Origin of the sequence: Sphingomonas sp. 8AM (assembly GCF_902506455.1) — a bacterium.
Classification (GTDB): domain Bacteria; phylum Pseudomonadota; class Alphaproteobacteria; order Sphingomonadales; family Sphingomonadaceae; genus Sphingomonas.
This window is the reverse complement of sequence record NZ_LR733844.1, coordinates 1,360,836-1,384,328: the sequence shown is the minus strand read 5'-3', so window position 1 is coordinate 1,384,328 and position 23,493 is coordinate 1,360,836. Positions and strand designations below refer to the sequence as shown.

Here is a 23,493-nt window from a genome sequence, read left to right as displayed (position 1 = left end):
ATAGAAAAAGCCTCACCGGGTTAGAGGGTTTGTAGATAGGTTATCAAGTTAGGCGACCGCTCGGACGCCGCAAAGGCCCGCTCCTCTGCGATTCGCACGCGGACGCGTGTTCCCGGAATATCGTTGGATCGTTCCCGAAAGATCGATGGCGGCGTTCCCGATGTATCGCGGCAGCGTTCCCTTTGTATCGTCACGCGTTCCCGGAGTGTCGATGGTCGGCTCAAGTTGTCGGATAAGGCACCGCATTTGAATCAGTTTGCCATCCGTGCCCGCAATAGACGTTCAATCCGCACTTTCAGCGTCGGCGTTCGGCCGCGGGCGGGTGAGGGCCGCCGGGCACTAGCGATATTTCGGGAACGCCGCCGATCATCGGGAGCCTCGGCAAGTGTGATTGCTATTCCTGCGGGCGAAGGCCGGTGCCGCCAAATTCCGGCAGGAGACGAAGGAGCGCAGCGGACCTGCACCGGGGCGGCGTCGCGCGGTTCGATCAGTAGCGATGACGGGCGGCACCGGAAGCGCTGCCGAACAACAGCACTAGCGCAACGTGTGCCGGTTGCGCGCGTCGAAGCGCCGGACGTAGCCGATGAAGGCATGCTGGTAGCTGACCGGGGTCCGTGCCGCGTCCGCCTCGATCCACGCGCGGAACTCGGCGTGGAGCGTCTGGTAATCCCAGCCGGGACATTCCGCCCGCAAGGTAGCCAGGGTTGCCTCGGTGATGTCGCCGAAGCTCAATCGCGTGGCAAGGGTGGTCACGCTGCGCCTTACCAACGCGGACACGTCGACGTTATCGGTGACGGGGGTCCGCGGCGTTTCGACGGTCGAGGCGACCGCCGCATTGCCGCTAGCGGGGGCAGGGGCAGGGGCGGCACGCGTCTTTGACGGTCTGGCGGAGGCCGTCCTGGCCTCGTCATCACCGCGCCGACGCATCCGCAGCAGCGGTTCGCGCTTGCCCTCGGGTTGCTCGAACGACAGCGCATAGCCGGGCAGCTCGTTGCGTTCGGCGATCTTGGTAATCTCGAACTTGAACCGCCGATACTGGCCCTCCGCGCCCGATTTTTCAAACAACGTCGGCATCGAAATCGCGAAGCCCGTGTCACCCGCGCCCCCAGCGTGTTTGCGCGCGACCTTGTAAAGCCAGCGTTCGCGCCCGCCGGTGATGTCGAAATAGGCGCGGTCGATCGACAGCACGCCGCCGGTCATCATGACGCCTTCCCAGAACCAGTTCGACAGCTCAATCGTCATGCCGCGCGACCGCTCGGTCTTCTCGTCGACCAGCTGGGTCCATCCGTCCAGCCAGCTGAACGTCGCCTCGCGGCGGTTCTCGGCGCGGATGTTGGTCTTGACCGTCGTCGCGACCAGCCGGTCGAGCGCCTGGCCCAGCAGCTCATAGGCGCGACCGGTCGGCTGGCGGCCGATCGCGCGGAGCAGGTCATAAGGCATCAGGTGCAATTTGCGCGGGACGTCGTTGATGCCGCGCCGCGCCATGTCGGCGAGCATCGACGCGCAATAGATCAGGATGTCGGCGTCCCAGATCGTCGCCATCCCGTAATCCGGGCTGGCCGAAACGTGGACCCACAGCTTCCCGTCGGGCGACCGATAATCGATCGGCTTGACCCGCTTCGATTTGGCGAGGCTGAAGAACGGGCGCTCCATCATCTCGCGCTGATCGCGCAACGGCAGATCGGCGAGATAGGGGAGGAACATCTCGATCTGCCGCGTGGCAGGCTCGTTCCGTTTCGCCGTCACGCCGATCGGCCCGATGTTGGCGAAGATGGCGCATAACGCACCCGCGCGTTTCCCCGGGGAAACATCGCCTGCCGGATGCCGGATGTTTCCCCGGGGAAACCGGTCATGGCCGCAGCCCCTTGCCGGTCGCATCGAGGTGCGCGAGCGCGTCGCGCAACGCCGACACCAGTTCGTCCGTGTCCGCGCCCGAGCCGGCGTGCAGCCGGATCGTCACCCCCTGCCGGTTCGCCGACTGCACCGTCAGCGCGGTGCGCCCGTATTTGGTCGCGTAGCGATACGGCTCGGCCTGCTCCTTGCCGGCCTGAACCTTCGGCGCCTCGATCAATCGCCGCAGCACCTCGGGCGCCGGGCAGGGAAGGGCACCGCCCTCGCGCAGCCGCGCCTGCTCGCGCGCGAGCTCCCTTGCAACCGCGCCGATCGCTTTCGCCGCCTCCTTGTCATCCAGCGCCTGCGCCAGCGCATAGGCAGGCTTCAGCTGCACGTCCGATGGCGAGGCAAAAGCCGCGATCACCGCATCGGGGATCGTCGCGACCTTGAGCATCTTCGACAGCCAGCCTTTCGACAGCTTCAGCCGCTCGGCCATCCGCGTCTGGTGATTGCCGTAATGGGTCTTCAGCGCGTCGAGATAATTGCGCGCGCGTTCGAGGTCCGACACGTCGGCGCGCGCGCGATTCTCGAGATCGGCGAGCCGGAACGCCGCCTCGTCATCGAGCTGCGCGACCTGCGCGACGAACTGCATGTCGGGATAGCTGTGCGCGCGCAGCCAGCTGATCGACCAATGGCGGCGCGTGCCAGCGATCACCTCGAAATCGTGATCGGGATCGCCGTCGACGCGGCGCACCACCGCCGGGACCTTCTGTCCGCCCTCGGCGATGATCGAATCGATCAGCTCGCGGCAATTCGCCTCCGAGAGATGCGTGTAGCTGCGCGCATTGCCCGGCCAGATCCGCACCCGTGCCGGATCGAGCAGCAATTGCGTCACCTGCCGTACCTCGCCCGACGCGACCCGCGCCAGCGCCGATTCGCGCCCGAGCAACGTCGTCGCGCGCGCACGTTCTGGGGGCGCGTCGCGCGGCGCGGGCGGGGCGGGGGCGCCCTCCGCTCCGGCCGGTTCGTCGGCGAGCAGCGCCGCCAGATAATCCGATTGCTTACGCGCCACGACTCACCTCCACCGCGGAACATAGAAGGAACGATGCGATGTAGGAAAGATCATGCGGCACGGATGATCTCCTCCTCGCGCGCCGGCTCGACACGGCCCCAGCTCTGGCGGACGAGCTGCTCGACCTGGCGCAGCGCCTCGTCGAGGTTCGCGCGACAGCGTTTGTGGGTCTTGGCGGTGCCGATCGGACGTTCCAGTTCGTAGATGGTCATCATCCGCATCGCCGCATGGCTGATCTCCGCCGATTCGAGGATCGGCACGGGCAGCAACGCCGGCCCGAAGCTCTGCTCCATGATCGCGCGGACCATCGCATGGCTGGGATCGTTGCCGTCGAACTTCGAGCAGATCAGCCGCACGAACTGGTAATCGACCTCGATCCCGGCGTCGGTCAGCTGGTGCAGCACCTGGTCCATCATCGACAGGAACTGGACGGTCGAACAGAAGTCGGGCGTGGTCGCCGCCAGCGGCACGAGCAGCGCGTTCGCCGCCTGCATCACCGCGAGGCTGATCGTGCCGAGCGCGGGTGGCGGATCGAGCAGCACGACGTCGTAATTGCGCGCCAGATCGGCGAGCCCGCGTTTCAGCTTGCGAAAGCGCGCCGCCAGCACCGACCCGCCGTCGCTGCCCGCCGCGGCCAGCTCATATTCGACGTCGAACAACTCGAGGTTGGACGGGATCAGGTCAACGTTCGGCCACGGTGTCGGCCTGATCGCATAATCGAGATCGGCCTGGGTCGGGTCGATCGACAGATACGGGTAAAGCGTCTCTTCGCGGGTGATGTTGAAGTGCGGGTTGAACCCGAACAATGTGGTGGTCGTCGCCTGGCTGTCGCAATCGACGACCAGCACGCGGTAGCCCTGCACCGCAAAATAGTGCGCGAGGTGCGTGGTGACTGTCGATTTGCCGACGCCACCCTTGAAGTTCTGCACCGCGATGATCGCCGGCACGTCGAGCGGCGCGCGCGCCGGGGAGGCGCCGAGCACCTCGCGCATCCGCAGCATCTCCTCGACGGTATAGCCGAGCCGCCGGCCGTTTTCCGAAGCCGGGGCAGGGGGGAGCCGGCCATCCTCTTCGGCCATGCGGATGCGGTTGGTGGAGCATCCCAGCAGCTGCGCGGCCTCGGCGATGCCGAAGCGGACGTTGAGCCCCTTGCGGCTTTCGGGCAGAAACGCCTTGCGCCGCAACCGCTCGATCATCCGCTCACCTGCCTCGGCAAGCTCGCCGATCCGCGACAGCATTGCACCATCCTGTGCCAACATACAGCCCCTTGAACCTTTTGGTTGACGTTCCTGACAGAATTCATTCAGTCGGGCAAGTTGCGACCGAGACGGATTTCGGCTGGGGGTGACGGCGCGATCGTCATGACGATCGGAACAGGTTCGCGCGTGCGAGTTCAACCACCTCGTCGCCGCGGCCGCTGAGCACCGCCCGCAACGCGTAAAGGCTGAACCCCTTCGCCTGTTCGGCCTGGATCTTTGGCGGCATGATCAGCTCGAGCCCTTCGGTGACGACGTCGACCAGCGCCGGTCCGTCATGCGCGAACGCGGCGCGCACCGCATCTTCCAGCGCATCGGAACGTGCCACGCGCGCGCCGAAATAGCCCATCTCGCGCGCGATCGCGGCGAAGTCGGGGTTCTTGAGCGCCACATTGGCATCGACATAGCCGGAGGCTTTCTGCTCCATCTCGACGAAGCCGAGCGTCGAGTTGTTGAAGACGACGATCTTGATCGGCAGCGACATCTGCACCGCCGTCAGCATGTCGCCCATCAGCATCGCGAGCCCGCCGTCGCCCGACAGCGAGACGACCTGCCGCGCCGGGAACGCCCCCTGTACGCCGAGCGCCTGCGGCAGCGCATTGGCCATCGAGCCGTGATTGAACGAGCCGATCAGGCGGCGCCGCCCGTTCATGGTCAGATAGCGCGCCGCCCAGACCGCCGGGGTGCCGACATCCGCGGTGAACACCGCGTCTTCGGCGGCGAGGCGATCGACCGTCGCCGCGACGAATTGCGGGTGGAGCGGCTTTTCGCCATCACGGGCCGTTGCAAGCTCGTCCAGCCCCTTGCGCGCCGCTTGATAATGGCCGCGCGCGGTATCGAGGAAGCGGCTGTCGCGGTCGGCGGCGATCAGTGGGGTTAGCCGTGCCGCGAATTCCCTGACGTCCGCGACCACCCCGAGGTCGAGCGGCACGCGCCGCCCCAGCGCGCCCGGATCGCGATCGACCTGCACCACCTTCGCCGCATCGGGATAGAAGTTGCGATAGGGGAAGTCGGTGCCAAGCATCAGCAGCGTGTCGCAATCCATCATCGCATGATAGCCCGACGAAAAGCCGATCAGCCCGGTCATGCCGACGTCATAGGGATTGTCGTATTCGATCCATTCCTTGCCGCGATAGGCGTGGACGACCGGCGCCTTCAGCGCGGCGGCGAGCGCCACCACTTCGTCATGCGCGCCCGCGGTACCCGCGCCGCACAGCAGGGTTACGGCGTTCGAGTCGGCGAGCAGCGCGGCGACCTGCCGCAGCGCGCCGTCATCGGGAACCAGCCGCGGCGTCGCGAGCGCGGGGAAGGGGACGGCGCGCGTCTCGGGCGCCTTCTGCAACGCGACGTCGCCGGGGATTACGAGTACCGCGACGCCGCGCTGCCCGAGCGCGGTGCGGATCGCGCGGTGGAGCAGCTCGGGCATCTGGCGTGCATCCTGCACCATCTCGCAGAAGTGGCTGCATTCGCGGAACAGCTCGGTCGGGTGCGTCTCCTGGAAATAGTTCAGCCCGATCTCGCTCGACGGGATATGCGCGGCGATCGCGAGCACCGGCACGCGATTGCGGTGGCAATCGTACAGCCCGTTGATGAGGTGCAGGTTGCCCGGCCCGCAACTCCCGGCGCAGACCGCCAGTCTGCCGGTCGCCTCGGCCTCGGCACCCGCAGCGAACGCGCCCGCCTCCTCGTTGCGGACATGCATCCACGCGATCTCGCCGGAGCGGCGCATGCTGTCGTTGAAGGCGTTGAGGCTGTCGCCGGTCACCCCCCAGATGCGCTCCACCCCGGCCTCGATCAGGGTGTCGTTCAGCAGATCGGCGATCGTCTTGCTCATCGTCTTGGTATCCGTCGCTAGGGGAGGCCGGGGCCTTTCCATGGACGCTCAACGAGCGGGCGGCTTTTCGCTTCCCCCTGTTCAGTCGAAGCCCTTGCGCTCCAGCGTCAGCCGCCTGTCGCCGCAGAACCCGCACCCCGGCCCGGTGAAGCGCGCCGCGGCGCGCGCGTCTTGCTTCAATCGCCAGTCCAGCCAGGCGGTGACGACCTCCGCCGCCACGCCGCCGTGCGGTTGCATATAGGTGCCGCCGTGGCCGACGGGGATGTTGACCAGCGCGGCGGGCAGGTGGCCGAGGCGCCGGAAATCGTCGGTACCGTTCGCCGCGGCGATGTCGGTCGGGCCGCCGAGCACGTAGAGTACCGAGCCGTGCAGGCCGGTGAGCAGCGCCTTGTCCGACACCACCCCCGCGATCGGGTTCGCGCCGTCCGGGAAGAAGCCGCTGTTCATGATGACGGCGGTGCGCACGCGCGGGTCCTGTGCCGCGGTCAGCGCCTGCAACCCGCCGCAGCTCCATCCCGAGGTTGCGACCGCTCCGGGGTCGATCCGGCCGCGAAAGGGGCTGCCGGCGCGGCCATTCTCGCGCTGCGCCCAGTCGATCGCGTCGGTCAGTGCGCGCGTCGGCGTGGCGGCGGCGAGCTTGCCCGACGGGGATGCACCCCGCGCATCCCCCGCGGGACGCGGGATCGTGCCCGAGGCGATGACGAGATAGCCGTGCGAGGCGATCTCGAGCAGGTGATTGCGCGACGCCGTGCCGTCCGCGCCGCATCCGCCATTGCCGAAGACGTAGATGCCGAGCGTGCCGGACCTGACCGCCGCCAGATCGCGTGGCCGGTACACGACATGGTCGGGCAGGTCCGCGCGCTCCTCATAGATTGCGGGATAGGCGCCGGTGCCCGTCTCGGTCGCCGGACGGGGGGCGGGGGGTGACGGTACCGGGGTCAGCAGCGCCAGACCGAGCAACAGGGCGATCAACACGGCAATCCTCTCCTTCGACGACGATGTCAGTGACAAGCGCCTGACCCAAATATCCTATAGGATTCTTCGGCGGTTGCACTACCATCGTGGCAGCGACCGCGATGCGGCGCAGGAGAGGGAGTTCACGTCATGCCGGGTCCATCGATCGACCGCCGCCACGCACTCATCGCGCCGCTGGCCGGTGCGGCGGGGTTCATGATCCCGGCTGCCCGCGCCGCGGAAGTGAACGGGCGTGCCACGGCGCGCGGGACCTGTTCGACGCCTCGCGACGCGACGGCGCGCACGCAATACGGCCCGGTGCGCGGCTATCTCGATGACGGCGTCTATACGTTCAAGGGCATCCCTTATGGCGCCGACACCGGCGGCGAGAACCGCTGGCTCCCCGCCAAACCGCCACGCCGCTGGACCGAGGACTTCCACGCCTTGTCCTTCGGCCCCAATTGCCCACAGACGCTCCACGACTTCCGCGCCGTCGAGCATACGTTCCTGCAACAATGGACCGACGGCTTTCCCGGCGAGGACATGTTGCGGCTCAACATCTGGACGCCGTCGCTGTCGGGCAACCGGCCGGTGATGGTCTATTTCCACGGCGGCGGGTTCAGCTTCGGCTCGTCCTATGAACTCGCCTCGCACGATGGCGCGCAGATGGCGCGGCATCACGATGTCGTGCAGGTCTCGCTCAACCACCGGCTGAACGTGCTCGGCTTCCTCGATCTGCGGGATGTCGGCGGGGCTGCCTATGAGGAGTCGGTCAACGTCAGCATGACCGACTGTACCGCCGCGCTGCGCTGGGTGCAGGAGAATATCGGGCGGTTCGGCGGGGATCCAGACAAGGTGATGATCTATGGCCAGTCGGGCGGCGGATCGAAGGTGACCACGCTGCTCGGCATGCGGAGCGGCAAGGGGCTGATCCACCGCGCCGCGGCACAGTCGGGCGGGGGCGGGGCGCTACCCGACGCCGAACAGTCGCGCGATTTCGCCAAACGGCTGCTGCAGCGGCTCGGGATCGGCAGCACCGACATCGCCGCGCTTCAGAAGATCGACTGGAAGCCGTTGTTCGAGGCCGGCAACGCGCTGGCGGACGAGATCAACGGCCCGCGTGGTCCGATGGGCCCGGCGATGACGCCGCGGGTCGGCTGGAACCCGACCCTCGACGGTCGCGTCATCGACGTGCGCTCCTTTTCCGAGGTCGCGCCGGCGGTGTCGCGCGACGTGCCGTTCATGGTCGGCAACACCAGCGAGGAGGGGATGCGCTGGGGCTATAACCCGCCGGAGCCGCAATGGCGCGCCGACCTGACGAAGCAGATGGGGGCTGCCAAGGCCGACCGGCTGATCGCCGCCATGAAGGTGGCCCATCCGGAGAAAAGCGTCCGCACGCTCGCCTATGGCGTGCAGGGGCTGGCGAACCGCAACCGCGTGCAGGACATGGTGCGGCTGAAGCATGCGCAGGGCGGGGCGCCGGTCTACCAGTATCTGTTCCAGTTCCAGTCGCCGCAACTCGGCGGGGTGGCGGGGGCATGGCACACCGCCGACCTCGCGTTCTGCTTCGACAATGTCGCGCGTTGTGCGCAGGGCACGGGCAACGGCGCGGACGCGCAGCGGCTCGGCCGGACGATGGCGACGGCGTGGGCGAGCTTCGCGCGGACGGGCAACCCGGGCCAGCCGTCGCTGGCCTGGGCGCCGAGCGACCCGGTCCGCTGTCAGACGATGGTCTTCGACGTCAACAGCCGGATGGTCGACGATCCGGAAGGGCCGGCGCGCCGCATCCTGCTCGGTTGACGGAGCGGAAGCGCGGCTAGAGCGCCAGCGCCGGCGCCACGGCGGATTGCAGCCGCTCGATGTCCTGACGGGGCGGGGCGCCGAACAGGCGGCGATATTCGCGGCTGAACTGCGACGAACTCTCATAGCCGACCGTAAACCCGGCGGTGCCCGCGCTGGCGCCGCCGGCGAGCATCAGGCGCCGCGCTTCCTGCAGACGCAGCTGCTTCTGATATTCGAGCGGTGTCATGCGCGTGATCGCCTTGAAATGCGCGTGCAGCGACGACGGGCTCATGCCCGCTTCGGCGGCGACCTCGTCGATGCGGATCGGTGCATCGAAGCGGCGGCGGATCGCGGCGATCGCGCGGCTGACCTGATGGAGGTGGCTGCCCGCGGTCGCGACGTGGCGGAGCATCGGCCCGTGCGGTCCCGTGAGCAGCCGGTACAGGATCTCGCGCTCGATCAGCGGCGCCAGCGCGCGGATCGCATCGGGCTGGTCGAGCAGTCCGACCAGCCGGCAGGCGGCGTCGATCAGATGCGGGTCGCCGGGGTAGACGCCCAGCACCGGCAGGTCGGTACGCGGCACCGCGCCACCCTCGGCGACGATCAGATCGGCGAGCAGCGCGGGATCGAGATCGATCTTGCAGCACAGATAGGGGCGTTCGGGACACGCCTCGGTCACATGACCGACCAGCGGCAGGTCGACCGACACGATGAGGTAATGCGCGGCGTCGTAGACGAGGCTCTCGCCGCCGAGCGAGACGCGCTTCGATCCCTGGGCGATCAGGCAAAGCGACGCCTCGTAGACCGCCGGTGTCGGCGTGCTCGGGTGGTCGGCACGGATCAACGACACGTGCGGCATCGCCGTCGCACAGATCCCGGTTCCCTCTACGTGGCGATCGATGATCGCGGCCAGTTCGCTGATCCGTTCCATGGCGATCGTCATTCCTCGTTCGCGTTGCGCGTGCAAGCGAACAGCGCCGGTTCTGGAGGATCGGGCAAGGCGTTCGGACGATCGCGCTACCGCTCCGCCGCCCGGCGCCACCATTTGCGGACCGTCACCCGAAGCAGAGGAAATCATCATGGCAGGAAGCATCGACAAGGTCGTCCTCGTTACCGGCGCGTCGAGCGGGATCGGCGCGGCGACGGTGCGCGAACTCGCGGCGGCCGGGGCACGGCTCTTCATCGGCGCGCGTCGCGGCGCGCGGCTGCAGGCGCTGGCCGAAGAGCTTGGCGACGCGGTCGCGTGGCGCGAACTCGACGTCACCGACGGGGCGGATGTCGCGGCGTTCGCGGACGCCGCCGAGGCGCGGTTCGGCCGCATCGACGTGCTGGTCAACAACGCCGGTGTCATGCCGCTTTCGCCGCTCGCCGCGCTGAAGCGCGAGGAATGGAAGCGGATGATCGACGTCAATATCCACGGCGTCCTCAACGGTATCGCCGCGGTGCTGCCGCGGTTCGTTGCGCGCGGTGACGGGCACATCGTCAACGTCGCCTCGGTCGCGGCGCACATCGTGGTGCCGACCGCCGCCGTCTACTGCGGCACCAAACATGCCGTGCGCGCCATTACCGAGGGCTTGCGGCAGGAGCATGACGAGATCCGCGCGACGCTGATCTCGCCGGGCGTCGTCGCCACCGAACTCGGCCACGACATCACCGATCCCGCGGTCGCGACCGCGCTGACCGGGTGGCGGAAGAAGGCGCTGACCCCCGATGCGATCGCGCGCGCGGTCCGCTACGCGCTGGAACAGCCCGCCGGCGTCGACATCAACGAGGTGATCGTCCGGCCGACCGCGGCGGACATGTAAGCGCCGGCCGGGACGGGGGCGGGCGGATCAGCCGCCCCCGGCACCGGCGACGATCTCCCGCGGTTTGAGCGACATCGTGCGGCGCACCTGCGCGGGATCGGCGAGCGCGCGGGATGGCTTGCCGATCAGATAGCCCTGGATCGCCGAACATCCCTCGCGCATGACGATCGCCAGTTGCGCCGCCTCCTCGACGCCCTCGGCGAGCACCGGCATGTTCAGCGTCACGCCGAGTGCTGCGACCGAGCGCAGGATCGAGACCGCCTGATCGTCATGCTCGATCTCGGCGACGAACGACGCGTCGAGCTTGATGCGGTCGAAGGGAAAGGACCGCAGGACGTCGAGCGAGGAATAGCCGACGCCGAAATCATCGAGCGCGATGCCAATCCCCATTTCCTTCAGCGCCTTGAGCTGTGCGAGCGCGAAGCGGCGGTCGTGGATGATCGCGCTTTCGGTCAGCTCGAGCGACAGGCGTTCCGGGGGAAGCCCGCTATCGGCGAGCGCGGCGCGCACCGTTTCGATCAGTCGCGGATCGGCGAGATGCACGGGCGACAGGTTGACGGCGACCGGATAACGGTTCGGCCACAAGGCGGCTTCAAAACAGGCCTGGCGCAGGATCCAGATGCTCAGCGGCACGATGTCACCGCTTTTCTCGGCCAGCGGGATGAACAACGCCGGGGGCACCATGCCCCGTGTCTGGTGCGGCCAGCGGATCAGCGCCTCATAGCCGGTGATCTCGCCCGACGGGATTGCCGCCTGCACCTGATAATGCAGCTCGAACGCCGCGCCATCCAGCGCCTTGCGCAGATCGGCGACCAGCTCGCGTCGCTCGCGCACGGCGTCGTCCATCTGCGCGTCGTAGAAGCACGGCTTGGTGGAATGCGCCGATTTCGCCCGGTACATCGCCAGATCGGCCTTGGCGAGCAGCGCGTCGGCGTCGAACCCGTCGTGAACCGCCAGCGCGACGCCGATGTTCGCGCCGATCGAGGCGGTGAACCGCTCGAAGACGAACGGCGCGTCGAACGCGGTCCGGACGCGGTCGAGGAACCGCGCGAGATCGTCGGCATCGTCGTAGGACACGACCGCCGCGAACTCGTCGCCGCCCAGTCGCGCGATCAGCTCGCCGGGTTCGAGCTGGGCCGCGAGCCGCGCGGCGAGCGCAACGAGCAACTGGTCGCCGGCCTGATGGCCATAGGTGTCGTTGACGACCTTGAACCGCGACAGGTCCAGCATCACCACCGCCATGCACGCATAGCCGCCATGGATGAGGAAGCGCTGCTCCAGTTCGGCGATGAAGCTGGTGCGGTTGGGCAGATCGGTCAGCCCGTCGTGCATCGCCATCTGCCGCAGCCGACGGTAGGACTCACTCTGGGTATGGCCGTCGATCAGCGCGCTGATCGCTGCGCAGCCGACGATGATGCAGGTCGCGACGGTGGTGGTGACCGCCAGCGCGCCCATCGTCAGGTTGGACAGGCCGTCGCCCAGCCGCAGCACCGTGATCTGCATCGCCGCCATTCCGGTGAAGTGCAGCGTGGCGACCGCGAGGCTGAGCAGCGCGACCGCGTGGACGCCGGCGGCGCGCGCCGACGAGGTGAGGCGGTGGAACGCTCCCGCGGTCAGCGCGCAGGACAGGACGACGGAGGCGGCGACGTAGCGCCAGTCCCAGGTGACGATCCCGTCTACCCGGTACGCGGCCATCCCGACATAATGCATGACCGCGACGCCCGCGCCGATCACCGCACCGCCGATGGCGCCACACCACCGGCCGGGCCGCGCGGCGATCGCGAGCCCGGGGCCGGCGAGTCCCATCACCGCCAGCAGCGAGGCCAGCGTCGTCAGCGGATCGAGCACCACCGGCGCGGAGGTACGGAATGCCATCATTGCGACGAAGTGCGTCGCCCAGACCATCGTACCGGCGCTGACCGCCGCAAGGATCACCCAGCCGGCGCGGCTGGCGCCCGCCGACGCGCGGACGCGGCTGAACAGCTGCACCGACGCCGCGGAGCCGATCAGGCACACCAGCAGCGCCAGCGCGACCAGCCGCAGGTCGTGCTCGCGCGCGATGCACAAGGCGACACGCATCATCGCGCCGCCTCCGGGATCCGGCGCTCCATCCGGTCCTCCAGCGCACGGGTCACCTGCCGCGCCAGGCTCGACAGATACGCCTTCTGGTCGGCAGACGCCGCGGTGCGGGCGCGGGTGTCGACAACGCACAGCGCCCCCACGCTCGTCCCGTCGGTGCGCTGCAGCCGCGCGCCGATGTAATAGCGCACATAGGGGTCGCCGACGACGTTCGGCAGCTGCGCGAAGCGCGGATCGGCGCACGGATCCAGCACCTCGAGCACATCGGGGCAGTCCAGTGCATGGCCGCAGAAACCGTCGGCGCGCGGGATGCAGTCGATCACCAGTCCGTGGGCGGCCTTGAACCACTGTTCCTCCCCGTGGATCAGCGAAATCAGCGCGACCGGCGCATTGAACGCCGCAGCCGCGGCGGCGACGAAGCGATCGAAGACCGGCTCCGCCGCCGAGCCGACGACCTTGAGGTCCCGCACCGCGCGCGATCGCTTCCGCTCTTCCAACAGGGTTTTCAGCATCGGCGTCTCGTGCTCGAATATTGAACCGGAAAGTCCTTAGCGGCGAGCATGTTAAGAAATTGATCCGGTGCGGCTGGGGTGCGGTCACGATCCGGAACGTCCCGCCGCGCCGGTCGCTCTGGCGGGACGGGCAGGTCCGCCCGTGGAGAGGTTCGATGGCAGAGACGAAGACCGCGACGCTGTACCGGATGGTGTTGCCCGATCATACGTGCCCGTTCGGAGTCCGCGCACGGCAGCTGCTGGAACAGGCGGGATACCGGATCGACGATCGCCTGCTTGAATCGCGCGATGCGGTCGATGCGTTCAAGGCCGGGCAGGGGGTCGCCACCACGCCGCAGGTGTTCATCGACGGCGCGCGGATCGGCGGCAGCGACGAACTCGAACGCTATCTCGCGCAAGGGTGACGATCGGGCGGGGTCGGCCACGCGCGATCGCGACTTCCCATGCGGGGCGTGCGCGCGCGGCTTTCGTCGAAACGATCAGCCGTCAGGCGCCTCGCGACGCGGCCGGCACCCCCTGCGCGGCGGGAAGCGCCGCAATGTCGGACGATTCCGCCCACAGATTGAGGCCGCCGTCCGCGGCCGCCCGGTCGATCGCGGCGAGGTCGTCGGCGGTGAAGTCGAGCGCCTTGACCGCGTCGAGCGCGCCGTCGAGCTGTTCGACCGTCCGCGCACCGATCAACGCCGAGGTGACGCGCGGATCGCGTAGCACCCAGGCGATCGCCATCTGCGCCAGCGTTTGCCCGCGCGCGGCGGCGATGTCGTTCAGGGCGCGGATCGCGGCCAGATTCTGGTCGGTCAGCAGGTTCTGCGACAGTGAACCGCCGCGGCTGGCGCGCGCGTCACCGGGTACGCCGTGCAGGTATTTGTCGGTCAGCATCCCTTGCGCCAGCGGGGAGAAGGCGATGCAGCCGGTGCCGAGCTCCTCCAGCGTGTCGAGCAGTTCGCGCTCGATCCAGCGGTTGAGGATCGAATAGCTTGGCTGGTGAATGAACAGCGGCACCTTCTCCTCGGCGAGGATCTGCGCCGCCTGGCGGGTCAGCCCCGGTTCGTAGGAAGAAATCCCGACATACAGCGCCTTGCCCTGCCGGTGGAGCTGCACCAGCGCGCCCATCGTCTCCTCCAGCGGGGTCGCCGGGTCGACGCGGTGCGAATAGAAGATGTCGACATAGTCGAGGCCCATCCGCTTCAGGCTCTGGTCGCAGCTGGCGATCAGATATTTCCTCGACGAGCCGATATCGCCGTACGGGCCGGGCCACATGTCCCAGCCGGCCTTGGTCGAGATCACCAGCTCGTCGCGGTGCGGGCGGAGATCGGCGGCGAGCACGCGACCGAAATTCTCCTCTGCCGATCCGTAGGGCGGGCCGTAATTGTTGGCGAGGTCGAAGTGGGTGACGCCGCGATCGAACGCCCGGCGCAGGATCGCGCGGCCAGTCTCGAAGACGTCGCTGCAGCCGAAATTCTGCCACAGGCCGAGGCTGATCGCCGGCAGCCGCAGCCCGCTGCGTCCGGTGCGGCGATAGGGCATGCGGCCATCGTAGCGGTCGGGCGAGGCGGCATAGGGCGGGTCAAACGGCATGGCGGCTCCTTCTTCTGACTGCCTAACGCACGGGGAACAGAGCGTATCAATGCGGCGGGCCGGTTTTCGGTCACCCGCCCCCCGCCACGCCCGCATACCAGCCCGCATAGCAGGTGTTGCGCGCCAGCCGGCGGGTCAGGTCCGGGGTGCCGTCGGTCCACCAGACCGCGCCGCGCTCGCCGAGCCCGATCTTGGCCGCATCGACCCGCGCGCGCGCCGCGCCGAGCGCCGCCGGGTCGTGGCGGCGCTGCGCCGCCTGCACCGCCCGCCGCGCCGCCATCAGTTCGTCGACCAATGCTTGCCGGGTAGCGGGCGCGAGCGACGGGTCGCTCGTGCGCCACAGCCGCCCGCGCACGACGATATAGCGGCCGTCGGGCGTCGTCGGCGGTGCGTCGGACGCGGTCACCCGCTCTTCGTCAGCACGAAGGCGATCAGGAACCCGACCACCGCGATCAGCCCCGAGAAATCGTGCGTCGCCTCGGTCGCTTCGGGAATCATCGTGTCGACCAGCATGGCGAGGATCGCCCCGGCGGCCACCGCGGTGACGCCCGCGATCAGGTCGGGGCTGCTCCCGGCCAGCGCGACGTTGCCGATCATCGCCGCCAGCGCCGACGCCACTGCGATCCCGCCCCAGACGCCGAAGACATAGAAGGCCGAGCGACCGGATGACTTCATGCCCGCCGCGCTCGACAGTCCCTCGGGGATGTTCGACAGAAAGACCGCCGCGACCGTCACCGCACTGACCCCGGCGCCGCTCAGCAGGCTGACGCCGATCACGACCGACTCCGGAATGCCGTCGAGCAACGCCCCGATCGCGATCGCCGCCCCGGAATCGGCCTGCGCATCGGGCTGGCGTTCGTTCGGGTTGGAGCCCGAACGCTTGCGGTGTTTGGCGCCGCGGCGGGACACGAGAAAATTGGCGAGCGTGTAGACGATCGCCCCGCCGAGGAAGCCGGTCGCGGTCGAGTCGAAACCGCCCTGCCGGAACGCCTCGTCCATCAGGTCGAAGGCGACTGCCGAGATGAGCACGCCGGCGCCGATCGCCATGATCGAGGCGATCAGCCGCTGCGGCAGGGTCGCGAACCAGGCGATCGCCGCGCCGAGGACCAGCGCCGATCCACCGACCAGCCCCCAGAACCCGGCAATCCAGACTCCCGCCATCGTGCGTCTCCCTCGTACAGCCGAAACGTGCGCGGCGGATCAATGCTCCGCATGCCCCGTGACAAACCCGCGCACGATCCCGATCTTCCGTTCACCCCCCTCACGATTGCAGGACCGCCATGATCGCCTTGTTCGTCCAGCTCGCCCTCGCTGCCCAATGCACCCCGGCCGATTATCTCTGCAATCTGGGTCGTGCGCCCACCTACAGCGAGCAGGAGGCGGGGCGGATGGCCGCGCAGCGGGCGCAGGCCGAGCGTGACCTCGTCTCGCGCCAGGCCGCGGCGACATGGACGGCGGCCACCAGCCAGGCGACCGCTGCGCGCGCCTTGCCCAGCGAGGTACACCGGCTGGCCGCCGACGGACGCTGCGCCGCCGCGGCCGACACGGCGCTGCGCGGCGGCGACATCGACCTGGCGCAACAGACCAGGGCCGACTGCCGATAGCCCGCCGCCGGCGCGCGATCGCCACCGCCTTGATCTATCATTGGTCGCGAGGCGCCGATCTCATGCTAGGTTCGCGATATGACCAGATCCGCCGCTGACCCGTCGCCCGCCGTCGCAGCCGGGCCCGTCGCGAACGGGGTTCAGCAGCGCGACGCCCGCGGGTGGCGTTCGGCATACGAGCTGCTTCAGGCGACCATGGATGCCTCGGACGACATGATCCAGGTATTCGAGGCGGTCCGCGACGACACCGGGCAGATCAGCGACTTTCGCTGGATATTGAACAATCACACCTCGGAACGCCGCTATGGCGAGGTGCGGGGCGAAAGCCTCCTGCAACGCAATCCCGGCGTCATCCCGACCGGCATCTTCGACAGCTTCAAACGCGTCACCGAGACCGGCGTGCCCGAGCAGTCCGAGCACCATTATGTCCACGAACAATTCGACGGCTGGTTCTACCAGTCGGTCGTCAGGCTTGGCGACGGGGTCGCGACGACGTCGAAGGACATTACGGCGTGGAAGGCGGCGCAGGACAAGATCCTGCGGTTGCAGGCGCAGCTCGCGCGGCACCAGCTCAGGGAACAGCGCGGCCGGTTCGCGGCGATCTTCGACAAGGCGCCGGTCGGCCTGTCGGTGATCGCCGCCGATGGCCGCTTCGAACATGTGAACGACGAACTCTGCCGCATCCTCCGCCGCTCGCGCGAGGAACTGCTTGCGTTGAGCGTGGTCGATGTCACGCATCCGGACGACGTGCCGGCGAGCCGGGCGGCGCTGGACGAGGCCGCGCGCGTGACGACCCCCGTATCACTCGACAAGCGCTACCTGTGCCCGGACGGGTCGATCGCCTGGGCGAACAGCACCGTCTCGGCGCTGCCCGGTCAGGACGAGGACCCGGGCGGTTTTCTGGTCGTGACGGCGGACCTTACCGAACGCCGGCGGGCCGAAGCGGCGGTGCGCGAGAGCGAGGCGCTGCAGCGGCTGCTGATCGGCGAGCTGCAGCATCGGACCTTCAACCTGATGGGCGTGGTGCGCGCGACCGCCGATCTGACGATCGCGTCGAGCGTCGATCTCGAGGACTTCCGGGCCAAGTTCAACAGCCGGATCGACGCGCTGGCGCGAGTCCAGCGGCTGTTGTCGCGGTTGCAGGATCACGACCGCGTTACGTTCGGCGAGCTGATCCGCGCCGAACTCGACGCGACCGGCGCGTGCGTCGGCGATCGTACGCGGGTGACGCTCGAAGGTCCGGATGACGTGCCGCTGCGGTCGGGCACCGTGCAGACCTTCGCGATGGCGCTGCACGAACTGGCGACCAATGCGGTCAAATATGGCGCGCTCGGCCAGTCCGATGCGCGGTTGCTGGTGCGATGGTCGGTAAGGTCGGGCATGCAGGGGGAGGCGTGGCTGCACGTCGACTGGGAGGAGACGGGCGTGCAGATGCCGGATCCCGGCGCCGCGCCGTGCGGCACCGGACAGGGACGTCGGCTGATCGAGGAGGCGCTGCCGTATCAGATGCAGGCCCGTACCACGTTCGTCCTGACCGGCGACGGCGTGCGCTGTTCGATCGCGCTGCCGCTGCCGGGTCGCGAACCTGCGGAGACCGCCGCGGACCTGCCCGGCAATCCGTAAGGTCAGGCGCGCCGGCTCAGCGGTGCGCCGTGCGGCAGCGTCCAGGCGGGCAGCGTCCCAAGGCCCGGTCGCGCCAGCAGATAGCCCTGCATGTATCGCACCCCCATATCGCGTAGCACCTCATATTCCCCGACCGTCTCGATGCCCTCGGCAAGTGCGGTGATGCCCATCCGGCTGAACAGGGCGAGCAGGCCCTCGACGATCATCCGTCGCGGCGGGCTCCGGTCGATGCCGCGGACCAGTTCCATGTCGAGCTTGATGACGTCGGTCTGGAATTTGGCGAGCAGCGCCAGCCCGGCGTGGCCGGCGCCGAAATCGTCGAGCGCGGTGGTGAAGCCCATCCGTTGATAGGTCTCGATGATCGTCGCGACGTGCGTGGTGTCGACCATCTCCTCGTTCTCGGTGAATTCGAAGATCAGCCGGTCGGCCGGAAAGCCCGTCGCCGCGGCGGTCTTCAGCGTCAGCTGGATGCAGGCCAGCGGCGAGTAGACGGCGTTCGGAAGGAAGTTGATCGACAGCTTCGCACCGGTCGCGACGATCCCGGCCTCGACCGCCTGGGTGATCGCGGCGACCCGGCATTGCTGGTCGAAGGCGTACCGGTTGTCCGGGGTGACGGTGCCGAGCACCGTGGCGGCGCTCTGCCCGGCCGGTCCGCGGACCAGCGCCTCATAGGCCCAGATCCGCTCGGCGACGACATCGACGATCGGCTGGAAGGCCATGGCGAGGTCGAACCGCGCCGCCTCGCTCCGGCATCCCTGACACATGCTCATGACTGACGATCCATCCGCGCGGCTTAGCGGGCAAATCGCTAACGTCCCGTTTGCAATGCAGATCAGCGCGGAGCGTCCCCCCGGCGCGGCGTCGGTTGCTGCCGCCGCGTCAGAACGTCGACCAGTCTTCCTGTGCGGTCTGGCGCAGCGCCGTCACCCGTGGCGCCGGGCGGAGCGGCGTAACCGGCCGCGGCTGCGACCGGACCGCGACGGGACGGTGGCGGGCCGGCACGGCATCGTGCTGCGGAGCGAAGGTGAACCGGGCGACTTCCTCCGCGAGGTTGCCGGCCTCGGCAGCGAGGCTGCGCGTGGCCGCGGTCGCCTGTTCGACCATCGCCGCATTCTGCTGCGTCACGCCGTCCATCTCCCCGATCGCGGTGTTGACCTGTTGCAGCCCGACCGCCTGCTGCTTGGCCGATGCGGCGATCGTCGAGACGATCGTGTTGATCTCCTCGACGCGGCCGATGATCCCGCGCAGCGCCGAGCCGGTGGCGCTCACCAGCTCGACCCCGGCCTCGACCTGAACGGTCGAGGCGGCGATGCGCGCCTTGACGTCCTTGGCGGCATCGGCGGAGCGCTGCGCAAGCGCACGGACTTCCGAGGCGACCACCGCAAAGCCCTTGCCGGCGTCTCCGGCGCGCGCCGCCTCGACGCCGGCGTTGAGCGCGAGCAGATTGGTCTGGAAGGCGATGCCGTCGATGACGCTGATGATCTCGCCGATCTCGGTCGAGGTACGCTCGATGCCGCCCATTGCGATGACCGCACGGTCGACGATCTCGCCGGACGAGCGCGCTTCGCCGCGCGCCTGCAACACCAGCGCGCTGGCCCTGGTCGCGCCATCCGCGGTCTGATGCACGGTGGTCGTGATCTCGTCCATCGCCGCGGCGGTCTGCTCGAGCGCCGCCGCCTGCTGTTCGGTGCGGCGCGACAGATCGTCGGCGGCCTCGCGAATGTCGGCACTCCCGCTGTCGATGCCGCCCGCGACGATCGACACGCGGTTCAGCGTCGTCGCCATCGCCGCCATCGCTGCATTCAGATCGTGGCGGACCGGCTCGAACTGCGCGGCCAGCGGCGTATCGATCGGCTGCGTCAGATCGCCTGCGGCCATCCGCCCGAGCCCGGCGCCCACCGCCTCGACCATCGCCTGTGAGTCCACGCCGGAGCGCCGGATCGTATCGGCATTGTCGCGGAAGACCCGCATCGCGCGCGTCATCCGTCCCACGCAGTCGCGATGATCGGAGAACAGGATCTCGGCCGCGAGGTCGCCCGCGGCCAATGCTTCCATCCGCACCACCGTGGTGACGTACGGATCGCTGATCAGCTTGCCGCTGTACCAGGTGAGGAGGACCGGCAGCGACGCCAGCGCCACGCCGCCCAGCATGATGCGCTCCAGCGCGGCCGGCGGCGCCATCGCGGCGAGATAGATCAGCCCCAGGCTGAGCGTCGCCACCAGAATCTGGAAAGCGACCACCACGCGGAATTTGACACGGATCGGGGCATTGTTTCGGAACCAGGCAATCATCTTGATACTCCTACCGGCGGGCAGAACTATCGAGGTGCGATAAATGTCCGGTAGTAAATCAACGACATGGTTCAATGTCAGTGATCGGTTTGCTGCGTAAGAGCTATCAGGCCGAACAAGGCATCCGTTAACTACGTAAGACGTGGATAATACCGTCGGTTTTGCTGAAGGATGTGGAAGCGGCCGGTTTCGCGTTCATCGTCAATTATCGCGTAACCATGATTGCCGGCCGCAGTATTTCGCGAATCCTGACAATTCGTTAAGAGCGGACACCGGAATCGGCTGGAAAACGGTAACGCCCATATTGATGCGGCGGTCGCCGGGGCGGGCCGTCCAACCGTCGTTTGCCGATCGCCGGGTCGCTATGGGTATACGGCGTGGGTGCACCGACGTCGAAGCGCCGGATCGACGGCTGCGCTTCGACGGGTACAGGCAGGCCGACGCGCCGAGGCGGTTTCCGGCCAATCTGTATCTTCGTGAAGCAACCCCTCCGGGGCGGGCCGATGATGCAGATCGGTCGGAAAACGCTCTAGAACCGGAATCGCACGCCCGCCGACAACAGGCTCGCCTCCCACCGCACGTCGCGGGGATAGCGCGCGTCCTTGACGTAGCTGTGGTACGGCGTGCGCAGCAGGTTGGTGGCGTCGACGGTCAGCGTGATATTGTCGTTGACGTTATAGCTCGCCGACAGGTCGAGCCGGCCGACCGCGTCCGAATAGACGGTGGTGAACACGCCGGGCGCGCCGAAGCCGTCGACGTTGGCGCTACGGTAGTTATAGGCGAGCCGCACGCTGGCGGGCCCGAGTTCGTACAGCCCGATCACGTTGAAGCTGTACTTGGAGACGCCCGGCAACGTGTTGCGCCCGCCCGCGAAATTGGCGGCGGCGGGGACGACCTGCTCGCCGTCGATATAGGTGAAGTTCGCCTGCGCGCCGAGCCCGCGCAACGGGCCGGGCAGGAAGTCGAAGAAGGTCGTCGCCGCCGCCTCGATGCCCTTGATCGTCCCCGAGCTGGAGTTCGACGGACGGTAGACGAGGATGTTGCCGAACGGCTGGACGTTGACGACCTGCGGCAGCGAATTGATGAAGCCCTCGATCTCGCGATAGAAACCCGCGACCGATACCGACCCGGTGCGCGAGAAATAATATTCCAGCGACGCGTCGTAATTGTTCGAGCGGATCGGTTGCAGCTCGGGATTGCCGCCATTGCCGGTGTACGAGATGTTGCCGCCGATCGTCCCCTGCGTGATCGTCAGCGTCGGGTTGATCTGGTTGAAGCCCGGCCGGGTCAGCGCCTCGGTGCGTGACAGCCGCAGCTTGAGCCGGTCGGTGAAATGCAGCTGCGCGCTGATGTTCGGCAGCACGTCGACATATTGCGTCGAGGAATCGATCGGGACGAGCTGCGTCTGGCCGGTGCCGGGGATCGGCAGCGAGTTGGTGCCGTCGAGGCGGTTGCGCGTGATGACGACGCGCGTGCCGATCACGCCGTCGATCGGGAAGCCGACGTCGAAGGCATAATCGAGCTGCGCATAGCCCGAGAACACCTGCTCGCGCGCGCGGAACGACGCCAGCGGGTCGTAGCGCGGCTCGTCCGACGCCCATGCCGCCTGCGTCCCGGCATCGGCGTTGAGCCGCGCGAGCCCGTCGCGGACATAGCCGCGCACGTCGTTGAGCTTGTCGTTGAACAGATAGGCGTCGGGCGCATACCAGGTCCGGAATTGCTGGACGTCGTCGCCGCGGAAGCCCGCCTCGATGATCCCGCCCTGCGACACGGTCGGCACCTCGCTGATGACCTCCCTGAGCCCCGACAGCCCGGCATAGCGCCCGCCGAACTCCGAGCGCGCGTTGCGATCGGCGTAGCGCAGGCCGAGCCGGAACTTGGGGAACAGCGTCGAACCGGTATCGATCAGCGCGTTGCCCTGCCACTGCCACTGGCTGCCCTCCGAGCGACGGCGCTCGTCATAGACGCCGCGCACGTAGAAGCTGTCGGGACTGGCGAAGTCGACCCCGCTCGGCGTGAAGTTGACGCTGCGCTGGTCATTGAGCCGCACCGCCAGCGACAGCGGCGACACGGTCTGCGTCTCGAAGCGGCCGAAGGTGTTGCTGACCACCGAGCGCGTGTATGCGAGGTCGGTGGTGAAGACCGCGTTGCCGACCTCCCATTTCGCGCCCAGCGCGCCCTGATAGGTGTCGGTGCTGCTGTCGCCGAATTCCTTGGTCGGGCCGTTGACGATGCCGAGATCGATGTCGAACGATTCCAGCGTCGTGCCGTCCGGGGTCAGCACCGCGTTGCGGATCGTCGGCGGGGTGCCGCCGGTGGTGCTTGACTGGATCGGCACGCCGAAGAAGTCGTTGGCGTTCTTGTTGCGATACGCCTGCCACAGCCCGTCGGCGTAGATCATCAGATTGTCGGTCGGCTGCCATTGCAGCGAGCCGTTGACCGATGGCCGCTGCCGCGTGCCTCGCCCGTAGAACAGCCCGATGTCCTGCGGGAAGGTGAAGTCGCGTCCCACCGACGCGGGCAGGATCGCCTGCGCGGCGGGCACATTGTCCTGAAAGCCCTGATAGCGGACCGAATTGAGGTAGCGCGTCTGCGTGAAGGAGACGTTGAGCAGCGCGCCGATCTCGCCGATCCCGGTCTGCCAGCGGTCGCTGACCAGCAGGCTGCCGATCGGGTCGAGCTTGCGGCTCTGGTCGTTATAGACGCCGCGCAGCGCGCCCGCGACTTCGAAGCCCTTGAAGTCGAACGGCCGGCGCAAGCCGACGTCGAGCAGGCCGGCGATCCCGCCTTCGAGGTTCACCGCGGTCACCGCCTTGAACACGTCGACGCGCGCCACCGCCTGGGCGGGGAAGTCCTGGATCGCGACCGAGCGACCGTCGGCGGTGAAGATCTCGCGCCCGTTGACGGTCGTCTGGACGTTGGGCAGCCCGCGGATCAGCACGCCGTTCGCCTCGTCGAGATAGCGCGTCACCTGCACGCCGGTGATCCGCGCGATCGCCTCGGAGGCGTTGTTGTCGGGGAATTTGCCGATATCCTCGGCGACCAGCGCATCGACGATCGCGTCGGAATTCTGCTTGATGTTCTGTGCGCTGCTCAGGCTCTGGCGGATGCCGGTGACGACGATCTCGTCGGGTGCGTCGGCGGACGGCGGCGTGGTGCCCGGCTCGGGCGCGGTCTGGGCGGCGGCGGTGGTCGCGGCGACGGTGATCGCCAGCGCGGCGCTCGAGGCGAGCAGGCGCGCATTGGTCATCATGAACATGGTAATCCTC

General features: G+C 68.1%; 19 protein-coding genes. 5 read left to right on the top strand and 14 right to left on the bottom strand.

The annotated features are described in order from the left end of the window. Positions 1-534: 534 nt before the first annotated feature. The 5 genes from BACI71_RS06760 to BACI71_RS06740 form a co-directional block, all read right to left on the bottom strand. Positions 535-1,704: a replication initiator protein A gene (locus BACI71_RS06760; RefSeq protein WP_159760956.1), complete on the bottom strand. Its 1,170-nt coding sequence runs from the start codon at positions 1,702-1,704 to the stop codon at positions 535-537. Positions 1,705-1,849: 145 nt separating this feature from the next. Then, positions 1,850-2,905 carry a ParB/RepB/Spo0J family partition protein gene (locus tag BACI71_RS06755; protein WP_159756680.1) on the bottom strand — a complete coding sequence of 352 codons (1,056 nt, stop codon included), beginning with the start codon at positions 2,903-2,905 and terminating at the stop codon, positions 1,850-1,852. 50 nt (positions 2,906-2,955) lie between these two features. Then, complete coding sequence (locus BACI71_RS06750; RefSeq protein ID WP_201297318.1) at positions 2,956-4,143, bottom strand: AAA family ATPase; 1,188 nt, start codon at positions 4,141-4,143, stop codon at positions 2,956-2,958. Between the two features lie 121 nt (positions 4,144-4,264). Beyond that, positions 4,265-5,995, bottom strand: coding sequence for a ubiquinone-dependent pyruvate dehydrogenase (poxB, locus tag BACI71_RS06745; RefSeq protein WP_159756674.1), 1,731 nt, complete (start codon positions 5,993-5,995; stop codon positions 4,265-4,267). Between the two features lie 81 nt (positions 5,996-6,076). Then, the gene (locus tag BACI71_RS06740) at positions 6,077-6,970 is read right to left on the bottom strand and encodes a CocE/NonD family hydrolase (protein ID WP_201297317.1); all 894 of its coding nucleotides are present in this window, start codon (positions 6,968-6,970) and stop codon (positions 6,077-6,079) included. Between the two features lie 129 nt (positions 6,971-7,099). Here BACI71_RS06740 and BACI71_RS06735 point away from each other — a divergent pair, with 129 nt between their 5' ends. Continuing rightward, positions 7,100-8,749, top strand: coding sequence for a carboxylesterase/lipase family protein (locus tag BACI71_RS06735; RefSeq protein WP_159756671.1), 1,650 nt, complete (start codon positions 7,100-7,102; stop codon positions 8,747-8,749). Between the two features lie 16 nt (positions 8,750-8,765). On the opposite strand, the gene BACI71_RS06730 is transcribed toward BACI71_RS06735, so the two are convergent. Continuing rightward, complete coding sequence (locus BACI71_RS06730; protein ID WP_159760954.1) at positions 8,766-9,662, bottom strand: AraC family transcriptional regulator; 897 nt, start codon at positions 9,660-9,662, stop codon at positions 8,766-8,768. A gap of 148 nt (positions 9,663-9,810) precedes the next feature. Between BACI71_RS06730 and BACI71_RS06725 the strand changes: the two genes are divergently transcribed. Beyond that, entirely contained in the window at positions 9,811-10,536 is a 726-nt protein-coding gene (locus BACI71_RS06725) for an SDR family oxidoreductase (RefSeq protein ID WP_159756668.1), read from the top strand. Between the two features lie 27 nt (positions 10,537-10,563). On the opposite strand, the gene BACI71_RS06720 is transcribed toward BACI71_RS06725, so the two are convergent. After that, complete coding sequence (locus BACI71_RS06720) at positions 10,564-12,615, bottom strand: putative bifunctional diguanylate cyclase/phosphodiesterase (RefSeq protein ID WP_236552860.1); 2,052 nt, start codon at positions 12,613-12,615, stop codon at positions 10,564-10,566. Continuing rightward, positions 12,615-13,127, bottom strand: a complete 513-nt coding sequence (locus BACI71_RS06715) for a GAF domain-containing protein (RefSeq protein ID WP_159756662.1) — start codon at positions 13,125-13,127, stop codon at positions 12,615-12,617. Before BACI71_RS06715 ends, BACI71_RS06720 begins: the two co-directional genes overlap by 1 nt. 155 nt (positions 13,128-13,282) lie before the next feature. Here BACI71_RS06715 and BACI71_RS06710 point away from each other — a divergent pair, with 155 nt between their 5' ends. Continuing rightward, on the top strand, positions 13,283-13,531 hold the full coding sequence (locus BACI71_RS06710; protein WP_159756659.1) for a glutaredoxin domain-containing protein: 249 nt from the start codon (positions 13,283-13,285) through the stop codon (positions 13,529-13,531). Positions 13,532-13,613: 82 nt separating this feature from the next. Here BACI71_RS06710 and mgrA read toward each other — a convergent pair whose 3' ends face one another. From mgrA to BACI71_RS06695, 3 genes are all read right to left on the bottom strand, one after another. After that, on the bottom strand, positions 13,614-14,705 hold the full coding sequence (mgrA, locus tag BACI71_RS06705) for an L-glyceraldehyde 3-phosphate reductase (protein ID WP_159756656.1): 1,092 nt from the start codon (positions 14,703-14,705) through the stop codon (positions 13,614-13,616). A 70-nt stretch (positions 14,706-14,775) separates the two neighbouring features. Further along, a complete protein-coding gene (locus tag BACI71_RS06700; protein WP_159756653.1) occupies positions 14,776-15,111 on the bottom strand; it encodes a hypothetical protein in 336 nt (111 codons plus the stop codon). Then, entirely contained in the window at positions 15,108-15,866 is a 759-nt protein-coding gene (locus BACI71_RS06695) for a ZIP family metal transporter (protein WP_159756650.1), read from the bottom strand. The genes BACI71_RS06700 and BACI71_RS06695 overlap by 4 nt, the downstream gene beginning before the upstream one ends. A gap of 119 nt (positions 15,867-15,985) precedes the next feature. On the opposite strand from BACI71_RS06695, the gene BACI71_RS06690 reads away from it, so the two are divergent. Both BACI71_RS06690 and BACI71_RS06685 read left to right on the top strand, forming a co-directional pair. Next, the gene (locus tag BACI71_RS06690) at positions 15,986-16,309 is read left to right on the top strand and encodes a hypothetical protein (RefSeq protein ID WP_159756647.1); all 324 of its coding nucleotides are present in this window, start codon (positions 15,986-15,988) and stop codon (positions 16,307-16,309) included. A 213-nt stretch (positions 16,310-16,522) separates the two neighbouring features. Further along, positions 16,523-17,932 carry a sensor histidine kinase gene (locus tag BACI71_RS06685; protein ID WP_159756644.1) on the top strand — a complete coding sequence of 470 codons (1,410 nt, stop codon included), beginning with the start codon at positions 16,523-16,525 and terminating at the stop codon, positions 17,930-17,932. Between the two features lie 2 nt (positions 17,933-17,934). Here BACI71_RS06685 and BACI71_RS06680 read toward each other — a convergent pair whose 3' ends face one another. From BACI71_RS06680 to BACI71_RS06670, 3 genes are all read right to left on the bottom strand, one after another. Then, positions 17,935-18,702 carry an EAL domain-containing protein gene (locus BACI71_RS06680; protein ID WP_236552859.1) on the bottom strand — a complete coding sequence of 256 codons (768 nt, stop codon included), beginning with the start codon at positions 18,700-18,702 and terminating at the stop codon, positions 17,935-17,937. Between the two features lie 109 nt (positions 18,703-18,811). Beyond that, positions 18,812-20,224, bottom strand: coding sequence for a methyl-accepting chemotaxis protein (locus BACI71_RS06675; protein WP_159756641.1), 1,413 nt, complete (start codon positions 20,222-20,224; stop codon positions 18,812-18,814). Positions 20,225-20,753: 529 nt separating this feature from the next. Then, the gene (locus BACI71_RS06670; protein ID WP_159756638.1) at positions 20,754-23,483 is read right to left on the bottom strand and encodes a TonB-dependent receptor; all 2,730 of its coding nucleotides are present in this window, start codon (positions 23,481-23,483) and stop codon (positions 20,754-20,756) included. Positions 23,484-23,493: the final 10 nt, after the last annotated feature.

Coding starts and splice junctions, on each gene's coding strand:
- BACI71_RS06760 (WP_159760956.1), bottom strand. CDS start 1,704: ATGTTCCTCCCCTATCTCGCCGATCTGCCGTTGCGCGATCAGCGCGAG.
- BACI71_RS06750 (WP_201297318.1), bottom strand. CDS start 4,143: ATGCTGTCGCGGATCGGCGAGCTTGCCGAGGCAGGTGAGCGGATGATC.
- poxB (WP_159756674.1), bottom strand. CDS start 5,995: ATGAGCAAGACGATCGCCGATCTGCTGAACGACACCCTGATCGAGGCC.
- BACI71_RS06735 (WP_159756671.1), top strand. CDS start 7,100: ATGCCGGGTCCATCGATCGACCGCCGCCACGCACTCATCGCGCCGCTG.
- BACI71_RS06730 (WP_159760954.1), bottom strand. CDS start 9,662: ATGGAACGGATCAGCGAACTGGCCGCGATCATCGATCGCCACGTAGAG.
- BACI71_RS06725 (WP_159756668.1), top strand. CDS start 9,811: ATGGCAGGAAGCATCGACAAGGTCGTCCTCGTTACCGGCGCGTCGAGC.
- BACI71_RS06720 (WP_236552860.1), bottom strand. CDS start 12,615: ATGCGTGTCGCCTTGTGCATCGCGCGCGAGCACGACCTGCGGCTGGTC.
- BACI71_RS06715 (WP_159756662.1), bottom strand. CDS start 13,127: ATGCTGAAAACCCTGTTGGAAGAGCGGAAGCGATCGCGCGCGGTGCGG.
- BACI71_RS06710 (WP_159756659.1), top strand. CDS start 13,283: ATGGCAGAGACGAAGACCGCGACGCTGTACCGGATGGTGTTGCCCGAT.
- mgrA (WP_159756656.1), bottom strand. CDS start 14,705: ATGCCGTTTGACCCGCCCTATGCCGCCTCGCCCGACCGCTACGATGGC.
- BACI71_RS06695 (WP_159756650.1), bottom strand. CDS start 15,866: ATGGCGGGAGTCTGGATTGCCGGGTTCTGGGGGCTGGTCGGTGGATCG.
- BACI71_RS06690 (WP_159756647.1), top strand. CDS start 15,986: ATGATCGCCTTGTTCGTCCAGCTCGCCCTCGCTGCCCAATGCACCCCG.
- BACI71_RS06685 (WP_159756644.1), top strand. CDS start 16,523: ATGATCCAGGTATTCGAGGCGGTCCGCGACGACACCGGGCAGATCAGC.
- BACI71_RS06680 (WP_236552859.1), bottom strand. CDS start 18,702: ATGAGCATGTGTCAGGGATGCCGGAGCGAGGCGGCGCGGTTCGACCTC.
- BACI71_RS06675 (WP_159756641.1), bottom strand. CDS start 20,224: ATGATTGCCTGGTTCCGAAACAATGCCCCGATCCGTGTCAAATTCCGC.
- BACI71_RS06670 (WP_159756638.1), bottom strand. CDS start 23,483: ATGTTCATGATGACCAATGCGCGCCTGCTCGCCTCGAGCGCCGCGCTG.